Source organism: Acinetobacter sp. ANC 3903 (assembly GCF_002135315.1).
Lineage (GTDB): Bacteria > Pseudomonadota > Gammaproteobacteria > Pseudomonadales > Moraxellaceae > Acinetobacter.
In genome coordinates, this window is the sequence record NZ_NEGA01000007.1 from 155,244 (window position 1) to 174,810 (window position 19,567).

Annotated in this window: 19 protein-coding genes, 4 tRNA genes and 2 pseudogenes; 8 read left to right on the forward strand and 17 right to left on the reverse strand. The window is 41.2% G+C overall.

Annotated features, from left to right (window positions below; translation table 11 throughout):
• Positions 1–131: 131 nt before the first annotated feature.
• Positions 132–1,016, reverse strand: coding sequence for a LysR family transcriptional regulator (locus B9T29_RS07310; RefSeq protein WP_086175289.1), 885 nt, complete (start codon positions 1,014–1,016; stop codon positions 132–134).
• A 188-nt stretch (positions 1,017–1,204) separates the two neighbouring features.
• On the opposite strand from B9T29_RS07310, the gene B9T29_RS07315 reads away from it, so the two are divergent.
• Positions 1,205–2,947 carry an FAD-dependent monooxygenase gene (locus tag B9T29_RS07315; RefSeq protein WP_086175290.1) on the forward strand — a complete coding sequence of 581 codons (1,743 nt, stop codon included), beginning with the start codon at positions 1,205–1,207 and terminating at the stop codon, positions 2,945–2,947.
• 155 nt (positions 2,948–3,102) lie between these two features.
• On the forward strand, positions 3,103–3,351 hold the full coding sequence (locus B9T29_RS07320; protein WP_086175291.1) for a hypothetical protein: 249 nt from the start codon (positions 3,103–3,105) through the stop codon (positions 3,349–3,351).
• A gap of 78 nt (positions 3,352–3,429) precedes the next feature.
• Here the strand turns inward: B9T29_RS07320 and B9T29_RS07325 are convergent, their stop codons facing one another.
• The 7 genes from B9T29_RS07325 to B9T29_RS07355 all read right to left on the reverse strand — a co-directional run bounded on the left by B9T29_RS07325 (position 3,430) and on the right by B9T29_RS07355 (position 6,466).
• Positions 3,430–3,876: a DUF2726 domain-containing protein gene (locus tag B9T29_RS07325; RefSeq protein WP_086175332.1), complete on the reverse strand. Its 447-nt coding sequence runs from the start codon at positions 3,874–3,876 to the stop codon at positions 3,430–3,432.
• Between the two features lie 54 nt (positions 3,877–3,930).
• Positions 3,931–4,006 (reverse strand) — tRNA-Asn (locus tag B9T29_RS07330).
• A gap of 103 nt (positions 4,007–4,109) precedes the next feature.
• A complete protein-coding gene (locus B9T29_RS07335) occupies positions 4,110–4,361 on the reverse strand; it encodes a hypothetical protein (RefSeq protein WP_228146576.1) in 252 nt (83 codons plus the stop codon).
• A gap of 251 nt (positions 4,362–4,612) precedes the next feature.
• Positions 4,613–4,688 (reverse strand) — tRNA-Asn (locus B9T29_RS07340).
• 5 nt (positions 4,689–4,693) lie between these two features.
• Positions 4,694–4,769 (reverse strand) — tRNA-Asn (locus B9T29_RS07345).
• A gap of 158 nt (positions 4,770–4,927) precedes the next feature.
• On the reverse strand, positions 4,928–5,554 hold the full coding sequence (locus B9T29_RS07350) for a superoxide dismutase (protein ID WP_086175333.1): 627 nt from the start codon (positions 5,552–5,554) through the stop codon (positions 4,928–4,930).
• Between the two features lie 153 nt (positions 5,555–5,707).
• The gene (locus B9T29_RS07355) at positions 5,708–6,466 is read right to left on the reverse strand and encodes a Nif3-like dinuclear metal center hexameric protein (RefSeq protein WP_086175293.1); all 759 of its coding nucleotides are present in this window, start codon (positions 6,464–6,466) and stop codon (positions 5,708–5,710) included.
• 171 nt (positions 6,467–6,637) lie between these two features.
• Here B9T29_RS07355 and B9T29_RS07360 point away from each other — a divergent pair, with 171 nt between their 5' ends.
• The gene (locus tag B9T29_RS07360) at positions 6,638–7,819 is read left to right on the forward strand and encodes a S1C family serine protease (RefSeq protein ID WP_086175294.1); all 1,182 of its coding nucleotides are present in this window, start codon (positions 6,638–6,640) and stop codon (positions 7,817–7,819) included.
• Between the two features lie 158 nt (positions 7,820–7,977).
• Here the strand turns inward: B9T29_RS07360 and B9T29_RS07365 are convergent.
• Positions 7,978–8,053 (reverse strand) — tRNA-Asn (locus tag B9T29_RS07365).
• Between the two features lie 238 nt (positions 8,054–8,291).
• Between B9T29_RS07365 and B9T29_RS07370 the strand changes: the two genes are divergently transcribed.
• Positions 8,292–8,750 carry a hypothetical protein gene (locus B9T29_RS07370; RefSeq protein WP_086175295.1) on the forward strand — a complete coding sequence of 153 codons (459 nt, stop codon included), beginning with the start codon at positions 8,292–8,294 and terminating at the stop codon, positions 8,748–8,750.
• 94 nt (positions 8,751–8,844) lie between these two features.
• On the opposite strand, the gene B9T29_RS07375 is transcribed toward B9T29_RS07370, so the two are convergent.
• Together B9T29_RS07375 and B9T29_RS07380 are read right to left on the reverse strand one after the other, a co-directional pair.
• The gene (locus B9T29_RS07375) at positions 8,845–9,279 is read right to left on the reverse strand and encodes a PaaI family thioesterase (protein WP_086175296.1); all 435 of its coding nucleotides are present in this window, start codon (positions 9,277–9,279) and stop codon (positions 8,845–8,847) included.
• A 147-nt stretch (positions 9,280–9,426) separates the two neighbouring features.
• Positions 9,427–9,675, reverse strand: coding sequence for a hypothetical protein (locus tag B9T29_RS07380; protein ID WP_086175297.1), 249 nt, complete (start codon positions 9,673–9,675; stop codon positions 9,427–9,429).
• Positions 9,676–9,972: 297 nt separating this feature from the next.
• Here B9T29_RS07380 and B9T29_RS07385 point away from each other — a divergent pair, with 297 nt between their 5' ends.
• Positions 9,973–10,824, forward strand: coding sequence for a DMT family transporter (locus B9T29_RS07385; RefSeq protein ID WP_086175298.1), 852 nt, complete (start codon positions 9,973–9,975; stop codon positions 10,822–10,824).
• Between the two features lie 109 nt (positions 10,825–10,933).
• On the opposite strand, the gene B9T29_RS07390 is transcribed toward B9T29_RS07385, so the two are convergent.
• The 3 genes from B9T29_RS07390 to map all read right to left on the reverse strand — a co-directional run bounded on the left by B9T29_RS07390 (position 10,934) and on the right by map (position 13,897).
• A complete protein-coding gene (locus tag B9T29_RS07390; RefSeq protein WP_086175299.1) occupies positions 10,934–12,151 on the reverse strand; it encodes a pyridoxal phosphate-dependent aminotransferase in 1,218 nt (405 codons plus the stop codon).
• A gap of 290 nt (positions 12,152–12,441) precedes the next feature.
• Entirely contained in the window at positions 12,442–12,861 is a 420-nt protein-coding gene (locus tag B9T29_RS07395) for a hypothetical protein (RefSeq protein WP_086175300.1), read from the reverse strand.
• Positions 12,862–13,069: 208 nt separating this feature from the next.
• The gene (map, locus tag B9T29_RS07400; RefSeq protein ID WP_086175301.1) at positions 13,070–13,897 is read right to left on the reverse strand and encodes a type I methionyl aminopeptidase; all 828 of its coding nucleotides are present in this window, start codon (positions 13,895–13,897) and stop codon (positions 13,070–13,072) included.
• Positions 13,898–14,105: 208 nt separating this feature from the next.
• Here map and rpsB point away from each other — a divergent pair, with 208 nt between their 5' ends.
• The 3 genes and pseudogenes from rpsB to B9T29_RS07415 all read left to right on the forward strand — a co-directional run bounded on the left by rpsB (position 14,106) and on the right by B9T29_RS07415 (position 16,483).
• Complete coding sequence (gene rpsB / locus B9T29_RS07405; RefSeq protein WP_086175302.1) at positions 14,106–14,858, forward strand: 30S ribosomal protein S2; 753 nt, start codon at positions 14,106–14,108, stop codon at positions 14,856–14,858.
• A gap of 139 nt (positions 14,859–14,997) precedes the next feature.
• Positions 14,998–15,873 (forward strand): translation elongation factor Ts, encoded by an 876-nt coding sequence (tsf, locus tag B9T29_RS07410; protein ID WP_086175303.1) that lies wholly within the window; start codon positions 14,998–15,000, stop codon positions 15,871–15,873.
• A 79-nt stretch (positions 15,874–15,952) separates the two neighbouring features.
• Positions 15,953–16,483, forward strand: a pseudogene (locus tag B9T29_RS07415) (DUF3465 domain-containing protein).
• A 33-nt stretch (positions 16,484–16,516) separates the two neighbouring features.
• Here the strand turns inward: B9T29_RS07415 and B9T29_RS07420 are convergent.
• The 3 genes and pseudogenes from B9T29_RS07420 to mltB all read right to left on the reverse strand — a co-directional run bounded on the left by B9T29_RS07420 (position 16,517) and on the right by mltB (position 19,084).
• Positions 16,517–16,939, reverse strand: a pseudogene (locus B9T29_RS07420) (DUF962 domain-containing protein).
• A 249-nt stretch (positions 16,940–17,188) separates the two neighbouring features.
• Positions 17,189–17,797 (reverse strand): septal ring lytic transglycosylase RlpA family protein, encoded by a 609-nt coding sequence (locus B9T29_RS07425; RefSeq protein WP_086175305.1) that lies wholly within the window; start codon positions 17,795–17,797, stop codon positions 17,189–17,191.
• Between the two features lie 285 nt (positions 17,798–18,082).
• Complete coding sequence (mltB, locus tag B9T29_RS07430; RefSeq protein ID WP_086175306.1) at positions 18,083–19,084, reverse strand: lytic murein transglycosylase B; 1,002 nt, start codon at positions 19,082–19,084, stop codon at positions 18,083–18,085.
• Positions 19,085–19,567: the final 483 nt, after the last annotated feature.

Sequence of the window (19,567 nt, forward strand, 5' to 3'; positions counted from 1 at the left end):
ACAGTTGCGGATGACTTTTCCACATATCAACTACAATCATGCATTTAAAAAAAATACCAGTCAATTTCTTAACTGACTGGCATTAGTCCATACGGATACTTTTTTAGTATGGGTAAAGATCGGTTGCAATATCAGCCCACCTGAATTTGCATCTTCAATTCCTGTGTAATCAACTGCAATGCTGCATTTTTTGAGTTTTTTCTAAAACTGGCATACAGCTGCAAGGTAGGAAGTTCAAATTCAGTCGCCACCACCTGCACATGATCGCCTAGAAATTTCAGCAGATATTCCGGAACGAAACTGAAGCCCATGCCCATATTGATCATGTTGATGTGTTGCAGGACATTGGTGACCCAGAGCATCTGATGATGCGGCAGATGTTTGAGCTGCAATTGTTGATTGATTTTTTCATAAAATACTGGAGAAGCACTTTGTTCGCACATGATGATGCTCTGTTTTCTCAAATATTCACGACTGATTTGATGTTTGGAAGGATGTAATTTTGCTGCTGCCACGACATAGATTTTTTCAGTCAATAAGCATAAGTTTTCATAATCATCATGCTGTACGGCGTAACGGGTAAAGGCCAGATCCAGTTCAGCATTCTTTAGGCGCTGGATCTGTTCAAGACAGGTCAGGCTTTGCACATGAATGTGCAGATCAGGAATTTGCTGTTTGAGTTTATCTAAAATTAAGGGCATGACCTTCAGTTCTGCCACATTTAAAAAGCCAATATAAAACTGGTTGTTTTTGTTATAAGCCACCTGACGTGCGGCAGACATGGCAAGCTGGGCACTCTCTAACGCACTCAGTGCATGGGGTAAAAAGGCTTCGCCTTCATCAGTCAGGCGGATTTTTTTTGAGGACCGGTCAAACAGTAATACACCGACTTCTTCTTCCAGATCCTTAATCTGCTGACTTAACGAGGGTTGTGCAGTAAACATCTTTTCAGCAGCTTTGGTGAAGCTGCCTTGCTGGGCCACACTGACAAAATATCTTAAATGACGTAATTCCATAACTGACTGCACGTTTAAACCCGATTGCGCAGCTTCATCCTATGCTGATACTGCGAATACGATTATGAAATGTAACAGACTTAGAAGCTATGCAACCATAGTTTAAGCCTATGGGTGTTCTGTGAAATAAGGATGTTGCATACACTGAGATCAGACAGCTGAAGGGTGGCATGGAAAAGGAGTAGGTGATGTCTGAGCAATTTGATACGGATGTGCTGGTAGTAGGAACAGGGCCTGCAGGGTCAACCTTGGGGCTGGCGCTGGCCAATTATGGCATTAAAGTCCAGCTTTTTACCCAGTTTAGCTGGCTGGCCAACAGTCCACGTGCACATATTACCAATCAGCGTGCCATGGAAGTGTTGCGCGATCTCGGCGTAGAAGAACAGGTCAAGCAAATTGCTACACCTTGGGAGCAGATGGGGGAAAGCCTGATTACCACCAGCCTGGTCGGGGAAGAAATTGCCCGTTTAAGTGCCTGGGGTACCGGTGATGAACGGCATGGCGATTATATTAAAGGCAGTCCCTGTCCATTGGTAGATTTGATCCAGCCGAAAATGGAAGCCTTGTTAGCAAAGAATGCCGCCGAACGCGGTGCGATTTATAACTTCAATACCGAATATCTGTCTCATACTCAGGATGAACACGGTGTGATGGCAACTTTTCTAAACCGGATTACCAATACCGAGTTTAGCTTGCGGGCTAAATATCTGGTGGGTATGGATGGTGCTCGTTCAAAAGTTGTCGAGCAGTTAAATCTGCCGCTGGAAGGCGTCATGGCACGTGCTGGTACAGTGTATGTGACCTTCAAGGCGGATTTAAGCCAATATGTGCAGCATCGTCCGGCTATTCTACAATGGATTGTCAATCCCGAAGCCAGCTTTGGTGACTTGGGTATGGGGCTGCTGCGCGCCATTACGCCATGGAATGAGTGGATTATGGGTTGGGGCTTTGACATCAGTAAAGGTGAGCCACAAGTGACTGAGGAACAGGTTCGTGCCCGCCTGAATGCTTTTGTCGGGACTGAAGTTGAAGAAGTAGAAATCCAAAAACTGTCGTATTGGTATGTGAATCAGACCTGGGCGACAGAGTATTCCAAAGGTCGTGTATTTTGTGGTGGTGATGCCGTACACCGTCATCCACCATCCAGTGGTTTAGGCTCGAATACCTGCATGCAGGATGCTTTTAACCTCGGCTGGAAACTAGCCTATGCGGTGAAAGGCTGGGCTAAAGAAAGTCTGTTGGATTCTTATACTACTGAGCGTGCACCTGTAGGCAAGCAGATAGTCGCGCGTGCCAATCAATCCCGCTTCGACTATAAGCATCTAAAAGAAGTCTTTGGTTTTGATCATGGTGTAACCACACAGGCAGAGATGTTGCAGCGGATTTTCGCTGAAGATGACGCGGGTGCCGAGATTCGTCAGAAATTATTCAAAGCTCTGGAAATTAAACATTTCGAATTTAATGCCCAAGGGGTAGAGCTGAATCAGCGTTATGATTCAAACGCTGTCATTGCCGAGGCGACAACGGAAACCTTTGCCCAAGATCCACAGCTTTACTTGCAGGCAACGACACGCTCAGGGGCAAAAGTACCGCATACCTGGCTGATTGATGCCAAAGGACAGAAGCAATCAACCCTGGATATCGTGGGACATGGCCGTTTTAGCTTGCTCACCGGACTGTCCGGTACAGGCTGGAAAAATGCGGTACATGCCCTGAATCTGCCTTATCTGGACGTGATTCAGATTGGTTCCCGGGAATATCGTGATGTTTATGGAACATGGAATCAGAAATCTGAAATTCATGAAGCGGGTGCTGTACTGGTGCGTCCGGATGGTTATGTGGCTTGGCGGATGCAAGACAAACCGGAAGCAGACTTTGATTATCTAAAAAACTTGCGAGAAGTATTAGAAAAAATTCAGCTTACTGTTTGACTTTGATGGGTTTTGACTGAGGGATAAATAGCCGGTTTCGACCGGCTTTTTGATGTGAATTTACAAAGTAGGTTAATGATCTGTTGAGACAGCTCAGGGTTTTGTTATATTGGACAGGAAAATTTAGTGTGTATATAGATTGACAGGTATTGATTATGTCGCAGTCAGGCGCGAAGCCAAATCCCAAGAAGATGATTATTCTGATGAGCCTTGGTTTACTTATTCCGATTTTTCTTGTCTCTATGGCCTATCTGGCAGTCAGTAGCGATGAGAAAAATCAGCAGAAATATAAGCAGCAACAGGCTGAAATGCTGGAACGGATCAAAGCCCGTGAGGCGGCAGAAAGATCTGCTTCTGAGGCGACGGTAGAACCTTCTACTTCTACCCAGCAAGGCAATAAATAATTTATCATTATATTGAGCTTGTTGTATTGAATTTGGGGCCACCGCATCATACGGTGGCTTTTTTATGGCGAGATCGAATTAATTTAGAATATCTTTTTTTAAGCTGTGGACATTAGGAATATCGGTATAGCGATAGACCTGATAGCCGGCTTCATGCAGCATGGCATCACGTTCGGCATCTTCCTGTTCTTTGCCGATATGGGTGGGATCATCCAGTTCAATAATAGCGACTACCTCAAGTTTTTGATTGAGTAAAACGAAGTCGGTGACTTTGCGATTGAACTTGTTACGGATTTTAAAATTATTGTTGGTGATGAGGGCGCTAAAAGCCACTTGAGCAAGAATATGATGTTGGGGAAAGGCTTCTTTGAGCCGAATAAACATCTTGCTTTCGAAATGCGTGATGACGCGTTTGGGAAAGAATTTTTGCCGTGGCTTGAACAGTTGCTGAAAAACAAGGGTCAGCAAGGCTAGGCTGGCAATACAACCAATAAGGAAAAAAGTGAATTGACTTGAATCGAACACAGCACAATCTTGATATAAGAAAAAACCCACTCAGTTGAGTGGGTTTTTAGAATCTGGCTCTCCAACCTGGGCTCGAACCAGGGACCTGCGGATTAACAGTCCGTCGCTCTACCGACTGAGCTATTGGAGAATCTGGTACGCATTCTATGTATCTCAGCTTACAGGGTCAAGAGTTTAGTGTTAAAAAAGCCATGAAAATGAATTGAATGTTTTAAAAATAAACTTATTGCTTATTATTTAAGTGATTTTATTAAGTTTATATAATTTTCTTTGCTTTGTAAGGGCTCTGCAGCACGGCATTCATTGATCAATTTCATCAGCTCGGCTTGGCTGAGCTCAGGCTTGAGCTGTTGTTGAATGTGTTTTAAAACATCCGGGTTCTTTTGCGATAAGTTGCGGGTGCAATGAAATAAGCGTTCATACATGAGCGCGGAAGCCTGCTTTTTATTTTCAGAATTTTGACTGCATTGAAAAACGGCGAACATGACAACAATCAAAATAATCCAAAAAATGAGAGATTTTAACCAGGTTGCATTCATAGAATTTTATTAAAGTCTTTTTATTAGAATGAACATAACTAAATTTTAATCGGCGAACAATAGATAGGTGAATGGTCAACAATTTGGAGGCTGGTAGTTAAGCCAAAAGTTTAAAAAATATGAGTTATATAAGAAGCGAAGCGAAATTTAACCAATAAAAAAAGCCCACTTCATTATGAGTGGGCTTTTTAGAATCTTGGCTCTTCCACCTGGGCTCGAACCAGGGACCTGCGGATTAACAGTCCGTCGCTCTACCGACTGAGCTATGGAAGAATAGATGGCTCTCCAACCTGGGCTCGAACCAGGGACCTGCGGATTAACAGTCCGTCGCTCTACCGACTGAGCTATTGGAGAATCTGAAGCGCATTTTAGGGATGAAAACTCAAGTCGTCAACCAGATAATGTAAAGAAATGAATCATTTGCTTTATTAATATTCGTTTAGGGTGCAAAAGCAAAAAAATCACCCATAAAGGGTGATTTTTTAAACGGAAAAATAAAATAATTTCAAATCTTATTTTTCAACGCCAGCAGCTTGACCTGCAAGTTTAGCGTTAGCGTAGTCCCAGTTTACCAAGCTTTCCAGGAAAGTTTTGATGTAAGCAGGACGTGCATTACGGTAGTCGATATAGTAAGCATGTTCCCAAACGTCAATAGTCAACACTGCAACTTTACCGTGAGCAAGTGGAGTATCAGCATTTGAAGTTTTAAGAATAGATAAGTTGCCATTTACTTGGTCAGCAACCAACCAAGCCCAACCTGAACCGAATTGAGTTGTTGCTGCAGCAGCAAATTCTTCAGCAAATTTTTCGTAAGAACCGAAAGCTTCATCAATTTTAGCAGCTAAAGCACCAGTCGCTTTACCGCCACCGTTTTTAGCCATACAGTTCCAATAGAATGTATGGTTCCAAACTTGAGCCGCATTGTTGAATACGCCAGCTTTAGCAGCATCACCAGCAGTTGCAGTGATGATTTCTTCTAAAGTTTTACCTTCAAGGTCTGTGCCTTTGATCAGGTTATTCAAGTTTACAACGTAAGTGTTGTGGTGCTTGTCGTGATGGTATTCTAAAGTTTCTTTGCTGATGTGCGGAGCAAGATCTTCATAACCGTATGGAAGTGCCGGTAAAGTAATGGTTGTCATGTTTTCAATTCCTTGCATTTTGCTGGGTTTTAACATTAAGTGGCTTTATTGTAATAGATTCTTGAGGGAAATTGCGCATTGCTTATAAATAACAATACAGAATAAAGCCTGAATTTATACGTATAAAGAAAATGTAAAACCGCTCATGTTGAATTAAATCGGATTGTTTAATTCGAAGTAACTATACTCAATATCAAACTGTTCTGAAATAGCTTTTGCCAGCCTTTGCACCCCATAACGTTCGGTTGCATGATGGCCGCAGGCATAGTAGTGCACATTCAATTCCTTGGCTTCATAAAACGTCCGTTCACTGACTTCACCGGAAATGTAAGCATCACAGTTTTGCTCCGCCGCTTTGCCAATAAAATCTTGTGCGCCCCCGGTACAGAAACCGACTTTCTGGATTAATTTTTTATCCGCAGGTAGATGAATGGCATTAAAACCTAAACGTTCCGATACATACTGCTTAAAGTCTTCGGCAGACATGGGCTGTTTTAAATAACCAATATTGCCAATCGGGTTGCGCTCGCCAGGATCTAAAGCTTCAATCTGTTCAAGTTCTAAAATATCGGCAATGGCAGCGTTATTGCCTAAAGCAGGATGCGAATCTAAGGGCAGGTGATAGCCTACCAAAGAGATATCATGCTGAATCAAGCTTTTAATGCGTTTGCCGCGCATACCGGTAATCGGGTAGGGTTCACCTTTCCAGAAATAGCCATGATGGACCAAGAGTAAGTCCGCACCTTGTGCAATGGCTGCGTCAATTGCATCTTGTGATGCAGTTACTGCACACAAAATTTTATTGACTTCGGGTTTGCCTTCAATTTGCAAACCATTTGGTGCATAGTCTTTAAATTCGTGTGATTTCAGGGTCTGATCACACCACTGAATAATCTCGTTGAGCTTTGCCATAAATGTCCCGGGACTCTAAATATTTAATCTCATCAAACCATATTTTAAATTGTAACTAAAGCATCACAAAACTCTTGAATTATTTTTATGTTTCCATCTCTATTTCATTTTACAATGGCAGATAAATTACTTAGTCATCAACGAATTAAAATATTGTTAGAGGAAATTAACGTGCGTCGCACCTTTTCATGGTTACCTTGGGTTTTACTCATTCTGGTTACTCTCGGTTTTCTAGTATGGCAGCAAAATCAAAAGCCCAAAGCACCTGTTGCGGCTGATGGTATAAAAATGCCTGTGGAAAAAGTAGAGCCATTAGTTAATACCAACCGAACAGGTGGAGTCAGTTCTTATAGTGCAGCAGTTAAAGTTGCAGCACCTGCCGTGGTGAATATTTTTACCACTCAGAAAGTGAATAAGGCTGAGCATCCGCTGTTAAATGATCCTGCATTTCGTGAGTTTTTTGGTGATCAGGTTCCAGAACAATTTGGTCAGGAACCAAATGAAAATAGCCTGGGTTCAGGAGTTATTGTTCGTGCAGATGGTTATATCTTAACCAACAATCACGTAATTGCTCAGGCTGAACAGATTGTGGTGGGCTTGAATGATGGACGCCGTGCAGTCGCTAAAGTGATTGGTACAGACCCGGATTCAGATCTTGCTGTGATTAAGATCGAGCTGGATAAGCTTCCGGTGCTGCCTTTTAAATTGAGTGGAAATGAAGTCGGGGATGTGGTACTTGCGATTGGTAACCCCTTTGGTGTGGGACAAACTGTAACCCAGGGGATTATTTCTGCAACCAACCGTTCGGATTTGGGTATTAATACCTATGAAGACTTTATTCAGACCGATGCAGCCATTAATCCGGGGAACTCTGGTGGTGCATTGATTGATGTGGCGGGTAATCTGATTGGTGTAAATACCGCTATTTTCTCTCAATCCGGTGGTTCGCTCGGGATTGGTTTTGCCATTCCTGCGAAGGTCTGTCAGCAAATTTTGAATTCAATTTTGAAAGATGGTCGTGTGGTTCGTGGCTGGCTGGGTATTAGCCTGATGCCGGTGCAACAGGAAAACATTCTTGAGCCTAAGCAAAATGGTGTGGTGGTTGCAGACGTATTGCCCAATGGTCCGGCTGCAAAAGCGGGTATTCGCAAAGGTGACAAAATTATTCAGGTCAATGGTGAACTCATTACTTCAGCTTCTCACCTGATTAATTATGTCGCGTTGCAAGCCCCGAATAGCCGCATTAACGTTGAAGTGGTACGTGATGAGAAACCAATCACTGTGAATGTAGTGGTGACCGAACGTAAGGCACAGAATAATAATTCACAATATATTCCTTTACCTCAACAATAAGGCAATCTTTAGATTGATCGATATTGAGATGGGGTAAATAGATAAAAAGCGCATTTCGATGCGCTTTTTTATTGGGTGATTTTCACGGTTATTAAAGCAGAGTTACAAATAACCAAGACAAAAAAAGCCCGCTTTAATGCTGCGGGCTTTTTCGTATTTGGCTCTCCAACCTGGGCTCGAACCAGGGACCTGCGGATTAACAGTCCGTCGCTCTACCGACTGAGCTATTGGAGAATCTGCATGCGATTATAAGGAGATTTTGCAGGGGGTCAAGCTAAAAGTGTCATGATTCCTTAATTTTTCTACCGTATGCTTTTTATTTAAACAACTAAATTGAAAATGTTAAAAAAACTTGCACAGCCAAAATGGGCTTGTTAGATTAAATTCATAACAGAGCGTTTGAATGAAAGTTCAAACAGTGTGGATTTAAACCAACTTGCCAGCACTAAAATGGCTAAACAGGAGAAAGCGAATGCATACGCTGACCATTGCCGAAATTTTTTCAAATTTATCTTTTTATCAAGACAATTACCTTTCAATTATTCAAGATCCAGAGCGCTATCAAACAGCCGTAGAGGATGCTTATATTCAGGTCTGGCCTGTGGGCACTCAGGCTTTATATCTGGGCGATTTATTGCAGTTGTGGTTTAGTGATAAATGGTTAATCGATTCACCCTGTCAATTGCTCCTGGACAGCTATTCCAAGGGACGTAAGCAGCCCTTGCAGCGTGAGCATGACCTATATTTGTATCAATTGAATGGTAGCGCTTTATCGGGACGCAACAATTCTAAAGTGTGGTCGGTTTCGGAACAGAAAAAACTCTCGGTTTCTCTGGATAGCGTATTTAAGTATTTATGTATCTATAAGGGAACTTCGCGTCCGGAAGTGTCTTTATCAGCACTCACAAAATCATTTAAATCAGCCGTTTAATTATGCATAAACAATCATGCATTAGCATAAGAGCTTAGGAAATGACTTAAGCTCTCTCACCATCTTTCAATACTCATTGAATGATCAGGATGTGCTATGCACGGATAATCATGCAAGTTGCAGTGGCATGAGCATAAAGTTTGCCATCTTCATCGACAATTTGCCCCTCAGAAATACCCAGGTTCTTACTGATATTAATGATCGTGCCAATTGCGATGAGTTCTTTGTTCTGCGGAATTGGACGGCACATTTTGACATTTAAATCGATTGTGCCGTAGCCAATGCCTGCTTCCAGCATGGAAAAAACTGCACATCCGGTAACTGAGTCTAAGACTGTGGCGGCAAACCCGCCGTGCACGCCGCCAAGCGGGTTTAAATGGCGCTGGTCCGCTTTGACTTTAAAATGCACTTCACCCAGTTCAACTTTTTCAGTCAGCATGGGAATAGTTTCGCTCATTGAAGGTGCTGGAAGTGTTCCGGCGCACATTGCCTGCATAATTTCTAAGCCAGACATTTGTTGAGGATTCATTCTGTTCGTCCTTAATTTGAATTAGGTTCCTTTTTGGAACTTAAAACCAATTAATCAAAAAACAGACTGAACGTCAACGCGTGTAAATGGAACGCTCAGTCCATTCCATGGGATTTGAATTTGCGCTTATAAGATAGATCGATTTATTTAGTAGCTATAAGACAGATAAATTTTATCAAAGCTGTCAAATTGCTGCAGAATTTTCATGGCGATTTCCTCGCCTGTGGCCCAAGTGGTGACTGACGTTTTTGGGTTAATATCAATAATGTCTAGATTCAGGCAGAGGGTTTGCGGGCTTTCAATAATAATAAACTGAGGGGAGCAGGGCTTTAAGCACTTGGCAATATAGCGTTTAATATTTTCTTTTTGATATACATCAATAATTTTATAGCGCATGTGCTGCCCTCGATTGTCTATCATCTGCATTATTTAAACGTATTTTAAAGTTTAAATGAAACTTTTTACAAAGATATTAAAAGTTAAATGTATCAAAAAAGTATTTTATTAGATTTGAACAGTAAGAAATCATGCAGCTTAAGCGTCGATTTTAAGTGCTTAGTGAGCTAAATGTTGCTGTGCGCTGTTAAGCTGGCTAATCTGTGAATTGAATAAACATAAGTAGAAAAGCCTTATAGATTTCATAAGCGGAATTCGCTATATCTAAGCGATGCTGTTGAATAGGGATGCTCAACCATGTTGCTTAAAATCGGCATTGCGATGCTGGCCTTTGCCGCCAATTCGGTTTTATGTCGTCTAGCGCTGGCAGAACAGCAGATTGATCCCATGAGTTTTAGCCTAATTCGGGTATGCAGCGGTGCAGCTGTTTTGTTGCTGCTCTATATGCTTTCTGCGCATAAAGCCAAAATAAGATGGAATATTAAAAACGGATTTTTTCTAGCGCTGTACATCATTGCTTTTTCATTGGCTTATTTGCATATTGATGCAGGCGTGGGAGCTTTACTGCTGTTTGGCACAGTGCAGCTTAGTATGGTGGGTTATGGGATATGCCATGGCGAGAAAATTAATCTACACCGCGGCTTAGGATTAGCCATCGCGATTTTAGGCATTCTGATTCTTTTACTTCCTGGCGCCTCGGCACCTCATTTAGGTTATGCCGCGATAATGGTGCTTTCGGGAATAGGCTGGGCGATGTATAGCATTGCGGGCAAAAATATGCAGAATCCATTGGCTAGTACATTGGCAAATTTTGTGATAGCCATTCCTTTAGTGTTGCTGGCGTACATCGCTTTTTACCCACAGAGTTTTGCATTGCCTCAAGGGGTACTTTTAGCTGTGCTGTCAGGTGGTTTGGCATCAAGCGGAGCATACGTGCTGTGGTATAGCATTGTTAAACAGATTGACCGTGTGACAGCCAGCAGTGTACAGCTGTCTGTGCCGTGTTTAGCTATTTTAGGCGGTACACTGTTTATAGGTGAGGTACTCAGCTGGAGAATTATTATTTCTGCGGTGATTGTTTTGGTGGGAATTGCGCTGGTTGTTTGTGATAAGTCTGTGTCAAATTCAGCGCTTAAAGTGAAATCATAATTGAGAATTTTAGCTATTTTTAGTGTTGTTTATAATTCTTTACATCTGAAAATATAAAAAACCCGCTTCAAGAGCGGGTTTTTCTCATCAAACTTATTACTAAGTCAGATTATTTTTCAGCAGCAATCGCAGCGTCTACGCCTTCGATTGAATCAGCAGCTTTCTTGATACGAGCAAGTGCATCTATAAGTACTTCGTCAGCAGTTGCATAAGAAATACGCATGTAACCGCCTAGACCGAATGCATCACCAGGAACAACGGCAACACCAGTTTCTTCCAATAACCATGCAGAGAATTCTGTGCAAGATTTTAAACCTTTGGCACGAATCAAAGGTTTGATGTTTGCGTATGCATAGAATGCACCATCAGCAGGTAAACAAGTAATACCGTTGATGTCGTTCAAGCCTTTAACAACCAAGTCATGACGGCGTTTGAATGCTTCAATCATTGGCTCAAGAACGTCTTGAGGACCATTCAATGCAGCTTCAGCAGCAACTTGTGAAATTGAAGTCGGGTTTGAAGTTGATTGAGACTGGATTTTTTTCATTGCGCCAATCAATTTAGCAGGACCCGCTGCATAGCCAATACGCCAGCCAGTCATTGCATACGCTTTAGACACACCATTAAGTACGATTACGCGATCGTAAAGGTCTGGTGCAACAGTAGCGATGTTATAGAATTCGTCGTCCCAACGGATTGGTTCGTACATATCATCAGAAGCAACGAGAACTTCTGGGTATTTACGAAGCACTTCAGCCAAAGCTTCTAATTCAGCTTTAGTGTAGATCATGCCAGTCGGGTTAGATGGGCTGTTTAATACCACTAAACGAGTTTTGTCTGTGATCGCGGCTTCTAATTGAGCAGGTGTGATTTTGAAACGTTGTTCTTCACCACATTTAACAACTACAGGAACACCTTCAGCAATGATTACCATGTCTGGATAGCTTACCCAGTATGGTGCAGGGATGATGACTTCATCACCTTTGTTTAACAAAGCAAGTGCCAAGTTAAAGAATGATTGTTTACCACCGCAAGAAACCAGGATTTGGTTTGCTGCATAGTCAAGATTATTGTCGCGTTTAAATTTCGCGATAATCGCTTTTTTAAGACCTGGAGTACCGTCAACAGCGGTATATTTAGTAAAACCGTTGTTAATAGCAGTAATGGCTGCATCTTTGATGTGTTGTGGGGTGTCAAAATCTGGTTCACCTGCGCCCAAACCAATTACGTTTTTACCAGCAGCTTTAAGTTCAGCAGCTTTATTGGTAACAGCAAGTGTAGGGGACGGTTTGATGGCATTTACACGATCAGAGAGACGTACGTCCACGGCAGTATTCCTTCTTATAGGGATTAAAAAATAAAAAGCACACTATCTTAGCCTAAATTGCGCCAAAAAGGGGAGAGAGAATGCATTGATATCTGAAAAAAGTGTGTTGTTTGGGTTAAGCGGGATTTTAATGCTAATAAAAAATTGAGTGGCTTATCAGCTTAGGGGTAAAAAATAATATTTTTTAAATGAATGGGATAAATATTATGTAGCGCATGATCACACTGCAATCCTAGAATATTTTGAATGAATTGCAGTGTTTTACTGGCTTCAATGATCAAATTGAATCATTAATAGGCATAATTTAAATCGGTGTAATCATTAAGTGATTTTTGCAAATGGCTATTGATAAACTCATGCACATCAGCAGTCGTCATTGGTTGACCCTGTTTGGTAATGACATGTTCAATCGGCTGCTGACCTTGAGCGGTAATGGTGTAAACAAAATTACGCGTCACTTTATAAGCCGCTTCTTCTTTGAGGATGCAAGTCACATAACGGTAACTATGCTCAAAGTTTAAATCGGTATGTGAAAATACAAACTGATCGAATAATTTCATGCTTTGACCGTTTGCCAAGGCCTTGAGCTCATCCACAATGCTAGCACTAAATTTCATGCCATAGCGTTCAGAGATTGGTTTCTGGTCAATTAACAGTGATACAGATTCATCATCATTCTGGGTGACGGTGACATTACTAAAATTGGACATGAACATCTCTGAGGTAAATTGCGAAGCTGTTCAGTATGGTGGAAATGACTGAAAAATCAATTCAGAGCTGTATGGATTTTGGACAAAATATCTCAAGATTAGAATTTAAAAATACAAACAGAAGAATTAAAAAGAGAATCAAAATAAAAAAGGCTACATCAGATGTAGCCTTTTGAATGTTTATTGATATCCAAGATGCCAAGAAGAATTAAGCATTAAAACGAGACAGATCTTCTTCAGGACGGGCAGTCAATACTTCAACACCGGTTTTAGTCACTAAAAGGGTGTGTTCATATTGTGCTGACAAACTGTGGTCTTTGGTCACCACCGTCCATTTATCACCTAAAATTTTAGTTTTCCAGTCACCACCGTTTACCATCGGTTCAATGGTAAAAGTCATGCCTTCTTCAAGCACCATGCCGGTATTCGGTTGACCATAATGTAAAACTTGAGGTTCGTCGTGGAAAACGGTACCAATACCATGACCGCAATATTCACGTACGACGCCAAAACGTTCTGATTCAATATATTTCTGGATGGCATTACCAATATCACCAATGGTCGAACCTGGTTTTACAGTGGCAATACCACGGTACATGGCTTCTTGTGCCACTTTGCATAAACGATCGGCAAGAATCGAAGTTTCACCACCCACGATATACATCATGTTGGTATCGCCGTGATAGCCATCTTTAATGACAGTGACATCAATATTTAAGATGTCGCCTTTTTTCAGGATTTTGCTTGCAGATGGAATACCGTGACACACCACGTGGTTGACTGAGGTACAAATCACATGCTGGAAAGCCGGGCGGCCAGGTGCTGCGCCATAGCCTAGACAAGCAGGAATGGCAGCTTGTTTATTCACGATATAATCGTGACAAATGGTGTCCAATTCCAGGGTAGATACACCTGGTTTGATATGCGGTTTGATCATATCCAAAACTTCAGCCGCCAGTCGACCCGCCACACGCATTTTTTCAATTTCTTCAGGTGTTTTGATTAAACGGCGGGGAGCTTCGTAAGTACTGTTCATGATCTTTAAAAACTTTTGGAAATTTGTGTGTGACTATGGTATAAATAGCCGCCCATTTTATCAAATGCTTTTTCGTGAATAAATTTTCACGGGCTTTGTGCGATGGGGCAATAAAATCCGCACATATATCGACACATTTCTCTGGGTGCTCGCAAGAGTGGAGAATGCGGATATATGGAGGCCTAACCCAAACTTTAAGGTAAAGAAAATGGCAGATTACAACGTAAGCATGCGCGACCTTCTTCAAGCAGGCGCTCACTTCGGTCACCAAACTCGTTTCTGGAACCCAAAGATGCGCGAATACATCTTTGGTGCGCGTAACAAAATTCACATCATCAACCTTGAGCACACTGTTCCTGCGTTAAATGATGCTTTGAACTTTGTTAACAATCTTGCAAGCAAAAAGAACAAAGTATTGTTTGTTGGTACTAAACGTGCTGCTTCTAACATCATTCGTGAACAAGCTCAACGCGCTGGTCAACCATATGTAGACCACCGCTGGTTAGGTGGTATGTTGACGAACTGGAAAACACTTCGCCAATCTATCAACCGTTTAAAAGATCTTCAAACTCAATCTACTGACGGTACTTTCGCTAAACTTACTAAACGTGAAGCTTTAGAACGTACTCGTGAAATGGAAAAACTTGAACGTGCTTTAGGCGGCGTTAAAAACATGGGTGGTTTACCTGACGCATTATTCGTAATTGACGTTGACCACGAATCAATCGCGATTAAAGAAGCTAAAAACCTTGGTATTCCTGTAATCGGTATCGTTGATACAAACTCTAACCCAGACAACGTAGATTACGTTATTCCTGGTAATGACGATGCGATCCGTGCGGTTACACTTTACGCTTCTGCTATGGCTGATGCTATCCTTGCTGGTAAAGAGTACGCTCAATCACAAGCAAATGCTCAAGCTAAAGGCGAAGAAGCTGCTAAAGAAGCTCCAGAGGCTTAATGCGTTTTGACGCAGAATTGTCATTTTTGCGACATGTAATCGTGGCAAATTAAGCGTCAAGAAAGCAAAACGGCCCAGAGAACACTTTGGGCCGTTTTTGTTGAACAGATTCATTTTCTACCGTATTTAGGAGAATAACATGACTGCAGTTACTGCGAGCATGGTAAAAGAATTGCGTGACCGTACTGGCCTAGCAATGATGGAATGTAAAAAAGCATTAACAGAAGCGGACGGTGATATCGAATTAGCGATTGATAACCTTCGTAAATCTGGTCAAGCAAAAGCAGCTAAAAAAGCTGGTAACATTGCTGCTGACGGTGCAATTACTATCGTTCAAGAAGGCAACAAAGCGATTCTTGTAGAAGTAAACTGCCAAACTGACTTCGTTGCTAAAGACGAAAACTTTGCTGGTTTCTCTGCTAAAGTTGCTGCTGCTGCTCTTGCTGCAAATGAAACTGATGCTGCTAAAATTGCTGAATTGAAACTTGAAGATGGTTCTACTGTTGAAGAAGCGCGTATTGCTCTTGTTCAAAAAATCGGTGAAAACATCCAAGTACGTCGTGCGAAAATTGTTGAAGGTGAAAACCTTGCAGTTTACAAACACGGTTTAAAAATCGGTGTTGTTGTATCTTACAACGGTGATGCTGCGACTGGTAAAGGTATTGCAATGCACGTTGCTGCGTTCAACCCGGTTGCTGTAAATGCTGAAGGCGTATCTGCTGATCTTATCGCTAAAGAAAAAGAAATTGCTGAAGCGAAAGCATTAGAATCTGGTAAACCAGCTAACATCGTTGAAAAAATGGTGACTGGTTCAGTTGAAAAATACTTGAATGAAGTTGTTCTTGAGCGTCAAATGTACGTAATCGACAACGACAAGAAAGTTGCTGATGTTCTTAAATCAACTGCTACTACAGTTGTTGAATTCGTTCGCTTCGAAGTAGGTGAAGGTATTGAGAAAAAAGCTGAACTTTCTTTCGCTGAAGAAGTTGCTGCTGCTCAAGCTGCTGCAAAATAATCTCTGATTATTTGCAAAAAAAGCCCTCTAACGAGGGCTTTTTTTATGAATAATTAAAAATTTTGAGAGAAGAATAAAGATGGCGAATAAAGCCCGGATGGGAATCGGTGTGGTGATTATTGTTTTAATTGCTGCCTATTTTGGAGTGGATTTACAAGAATAATCTTCTTTCACTCCACCTTTTCAAGACTTAAAACCACAAAACCAAATTCAGGTAGAGGAAGAACGTCCTCAAGCTCACGAGGATTTTAAATCTAAAAATTTACCGTTTGGCAATGATAATGCAAAAATTCAGCAGGCATTTCGAGCACAAACAAGCAATATTCAGGTACAGGCTACCGGACGAGTCAAAGCGGTGTTAGCGGATGATAATAACAGCTCACGCCATCAAAAATTTATTCTGCAATTGCAGAAGGGCTTAACCGTTTTGGTGGCTCATAATATTGATTTAAGTTCCCGTATTGATGGTTTGCAAAAGGGAGATGCAGTCGAGTTCTATGGGGAATATGAATACTCTGAAAAAGGTGGAGTAATTCACTGGACTCATCATGATCCACAACAAAGACATGTGGATGGTTGGTTGAAATATAAAGGAAGAACCTATCAATAAAGGTTCTTCAGAAGGCTAAAACGATAATAGGTCTTAAATTGCGTTGATTTGCGATTTTTGACGTGTTTTATATTTTGGTAGTAGTTTTCTTAGATAGGTATTCATGCGCCATGCAGGGCCAATGAGGAGGAATTGGAGGTCTTTGAAGAATGAAGGCTTTTTTTCTTCGAGTTTGTGTCCGTAAAATTGCCCAATCCAGGCTAAAATGAAAAGCGCAATATAAAATCCTGTTCCTACAGGCAAAATAAAAATGAGCCATGCAATGACTAAGTCTAGGCGTACATAAAAGAGCAAAGTTAAAATCAAAAGTAGGGCTGTCAATAACGCGCTGAAGTGAGCCAAAATGCCAATAATGGAAAACAGGATGGTGGGCACGCAAACTCAGTGAATGGCTTTGTTGGTTTTGTTCTGATGGCTCTCACTATATTCATCTAACCATTCTGTCATTGTTTTCATTTTTCACTCCGGTTTTTTATTGATGAGCATCCATCAATCTAAACCTTTTTTATTGAGATAAAATATAAACGAGAAAACAGTGCCGTTCAAAATTCAGCACCAGCAATTCATCACTCATATGATGCACGGTGGAATGATGCTGTATCACAAAGTGAGGGAGAAGGCGGAGGGATTGCACTTTTGGCCAGGCATTAAAAAAGCCACAAGAAGTGGCTTTTAAGTCAAATGTATCAGGAGTCTGGCAAATTCTTATGAATTTGGACCATCTACACGTTCGATATTCACTTTTGCAGTACCTGCATTGGTAATACCTAACTGTTTTGCAGCGCCATAAGACAAGTCTAGAACACGGTTACCATGGAATGGACCACGATCGTTTACTTTTACGACTACGCTCTTACCATTGTTTTTATTGGTTACGCGAATATAACAGTTCAATGGCAAGCTACGGTGAGCTGCAGTCAAACCATTCATATCGTATGTTTCACCACTTGCAGTTTTACGGCCATGGAATTGACGACCATACCAAGAAGCGGCACCAGTCTGGCTAAATTTACGTACTGTGTTAGATGCGACAGTATTTAGCTTTTCAATCACTGAAGGCTCATCGTTAGGGATTTCAATTTTCGAAGCAATGGTTTGACGACGAATTTTATCACCAGAACGCTCAGTGATTGAGAGGCTGTTTAAGTTTGAAAAGTGCGAGTTAAACGTTTGAGCATCTTTATTTAATACACGCGTGGCTAAACGTGAGTTGTCATGATCCGTATTGAATGATGACTGTACCAGTTCTGCTTGAGACTGACTCAGGGCAAAAGTGGCCGATAAGGCTAAAATATATTTTATTGAAGACTGCATTATTAAACTCCTAAAGACCGTTGCTTTTATTTCAATTAAGCGATTGAAAATTAAGCTATCAAGTCTGTTAATTCTCTTTTGCAACTACATTTGACGAGATGGATAATATTCATGCCAAGCTAAAGCTGTCTACTCTTTAATTAAAATAATTACAAAAACCACAGAAATGCATCGTTTCTTGATCAAAATATGATCAATATTGTAACATTGTGTGTAAAAGGTCTAATTTGTGAGCTAATTTACAAAAAAAATTATTGACTTTATTATTTTTTGGTAAAACCAGCCTTAACGGCTGGCGATTTCAGTGCCTAATTGCCATACCGCTGTGGCATACATTCGACTCTTGTTATACGTTGTAATCACCTGAAAATTTGGATAAGTAATATAGTAAATAGGGCCATAACTATCTTGAAGTTGAATAATATTTACCATATCCAGGTCATCAATTTTTACAATCGGATTGGTTGGAGTAATGCCTTGATTTTTTAAGGCACCATAGGGAGTAGGTTGTTCCAAATCTTTGGCAATAATAGAAGTAGGATTATTGCCGCTATAGCGGCCAGCAAAGCCGATCGGTTGGTTACGTTGCCATCCATGTTGGGCTAAATAGTTGGCAATAGAACCAATGGCATCCACGGCAGAATTTCTTAAGTCGATATGTCCATTGGCATCATAGTCCACGCCCATTTTGCTAATGTTGCTCGGCATAAATTGCGGATAACCAATCGCTCCAGCATAAGAGCCAACGACTGAGCTGGCAGGTACTCCATCTTTATAGGTCCATGCAATCAGTGCAGCGAGCTCATCCTGGAAATACTGGGCACGTCGCTCATAGCCGAAGCCTAAGGTTGCTAGGGCATCACGGGTAATGAAATTACCCTTATTGGCACCAAAACCGGTTTCTACCCCTAAAATCCCCAAAATAATCGATTGCGGTACACCAAACTGCTGTTCAGCGCGGTTTAAAGTGTCGGCATATTGAGTTTTGAAACGTACCCCACGCTGAATGGTGCTTTCCGCCATAAAATTGGTTTTATATTCGTACCAGGGCTTACTTTCCCCAGGGCGATTCATAATATTGATGATATTAGGCAGGTTTTTTGACCCATTCATGGCCCAGTCGACTTGTTCTGCGCTCAAGCCATAGGTCTGCATGGTTTTTTGCTTAAAGCTGTTATAAGCAGGATCGTTGTAAAAATCATTGGCTTGGCAGAAACTGGTGATGGAAAGTGCACCGAAAAGTAAAGGAAGACGTTTCATTTTGTTATAAAAGTTGATACTTAACATATTACTCAAAGTTCCAAAAACATAATCAGTGTGTGTAAATCGACATCACGATGCTAAAAGACAGCATTACAAATATAATTGCCGAAAATCCATCTCATGAAAGATAACGGAATTTTTCTAAGGGGTTAAGATAGCATTGACCAAGGCTATATCAACAAGTATGCATACAAAAAAAGACAAACATGGAGAGACTGCGCGTAAATCCACCTCTCAGGTGGATACTCTAAGCCGGGCTTTATCATCCTGATTAGAACAATAAAAAGATTGAGCAATTTTCATCAATCAGACCTAATCTTTACATGACTTATCATAATACGAGCTATCTCGGTTTCGAGTAAGGAATTTAGTCACGATTGGATATTTTTAAAGGGTGTTTGGTTGAAAAAACGTCAGTCTTTATCACTATTTAAAAAGTTAGAAATAGCACACTTACGTATCAATAATAGCTAAAGATGTGGAAGTTTAATCTTGCTCTTTATTCAC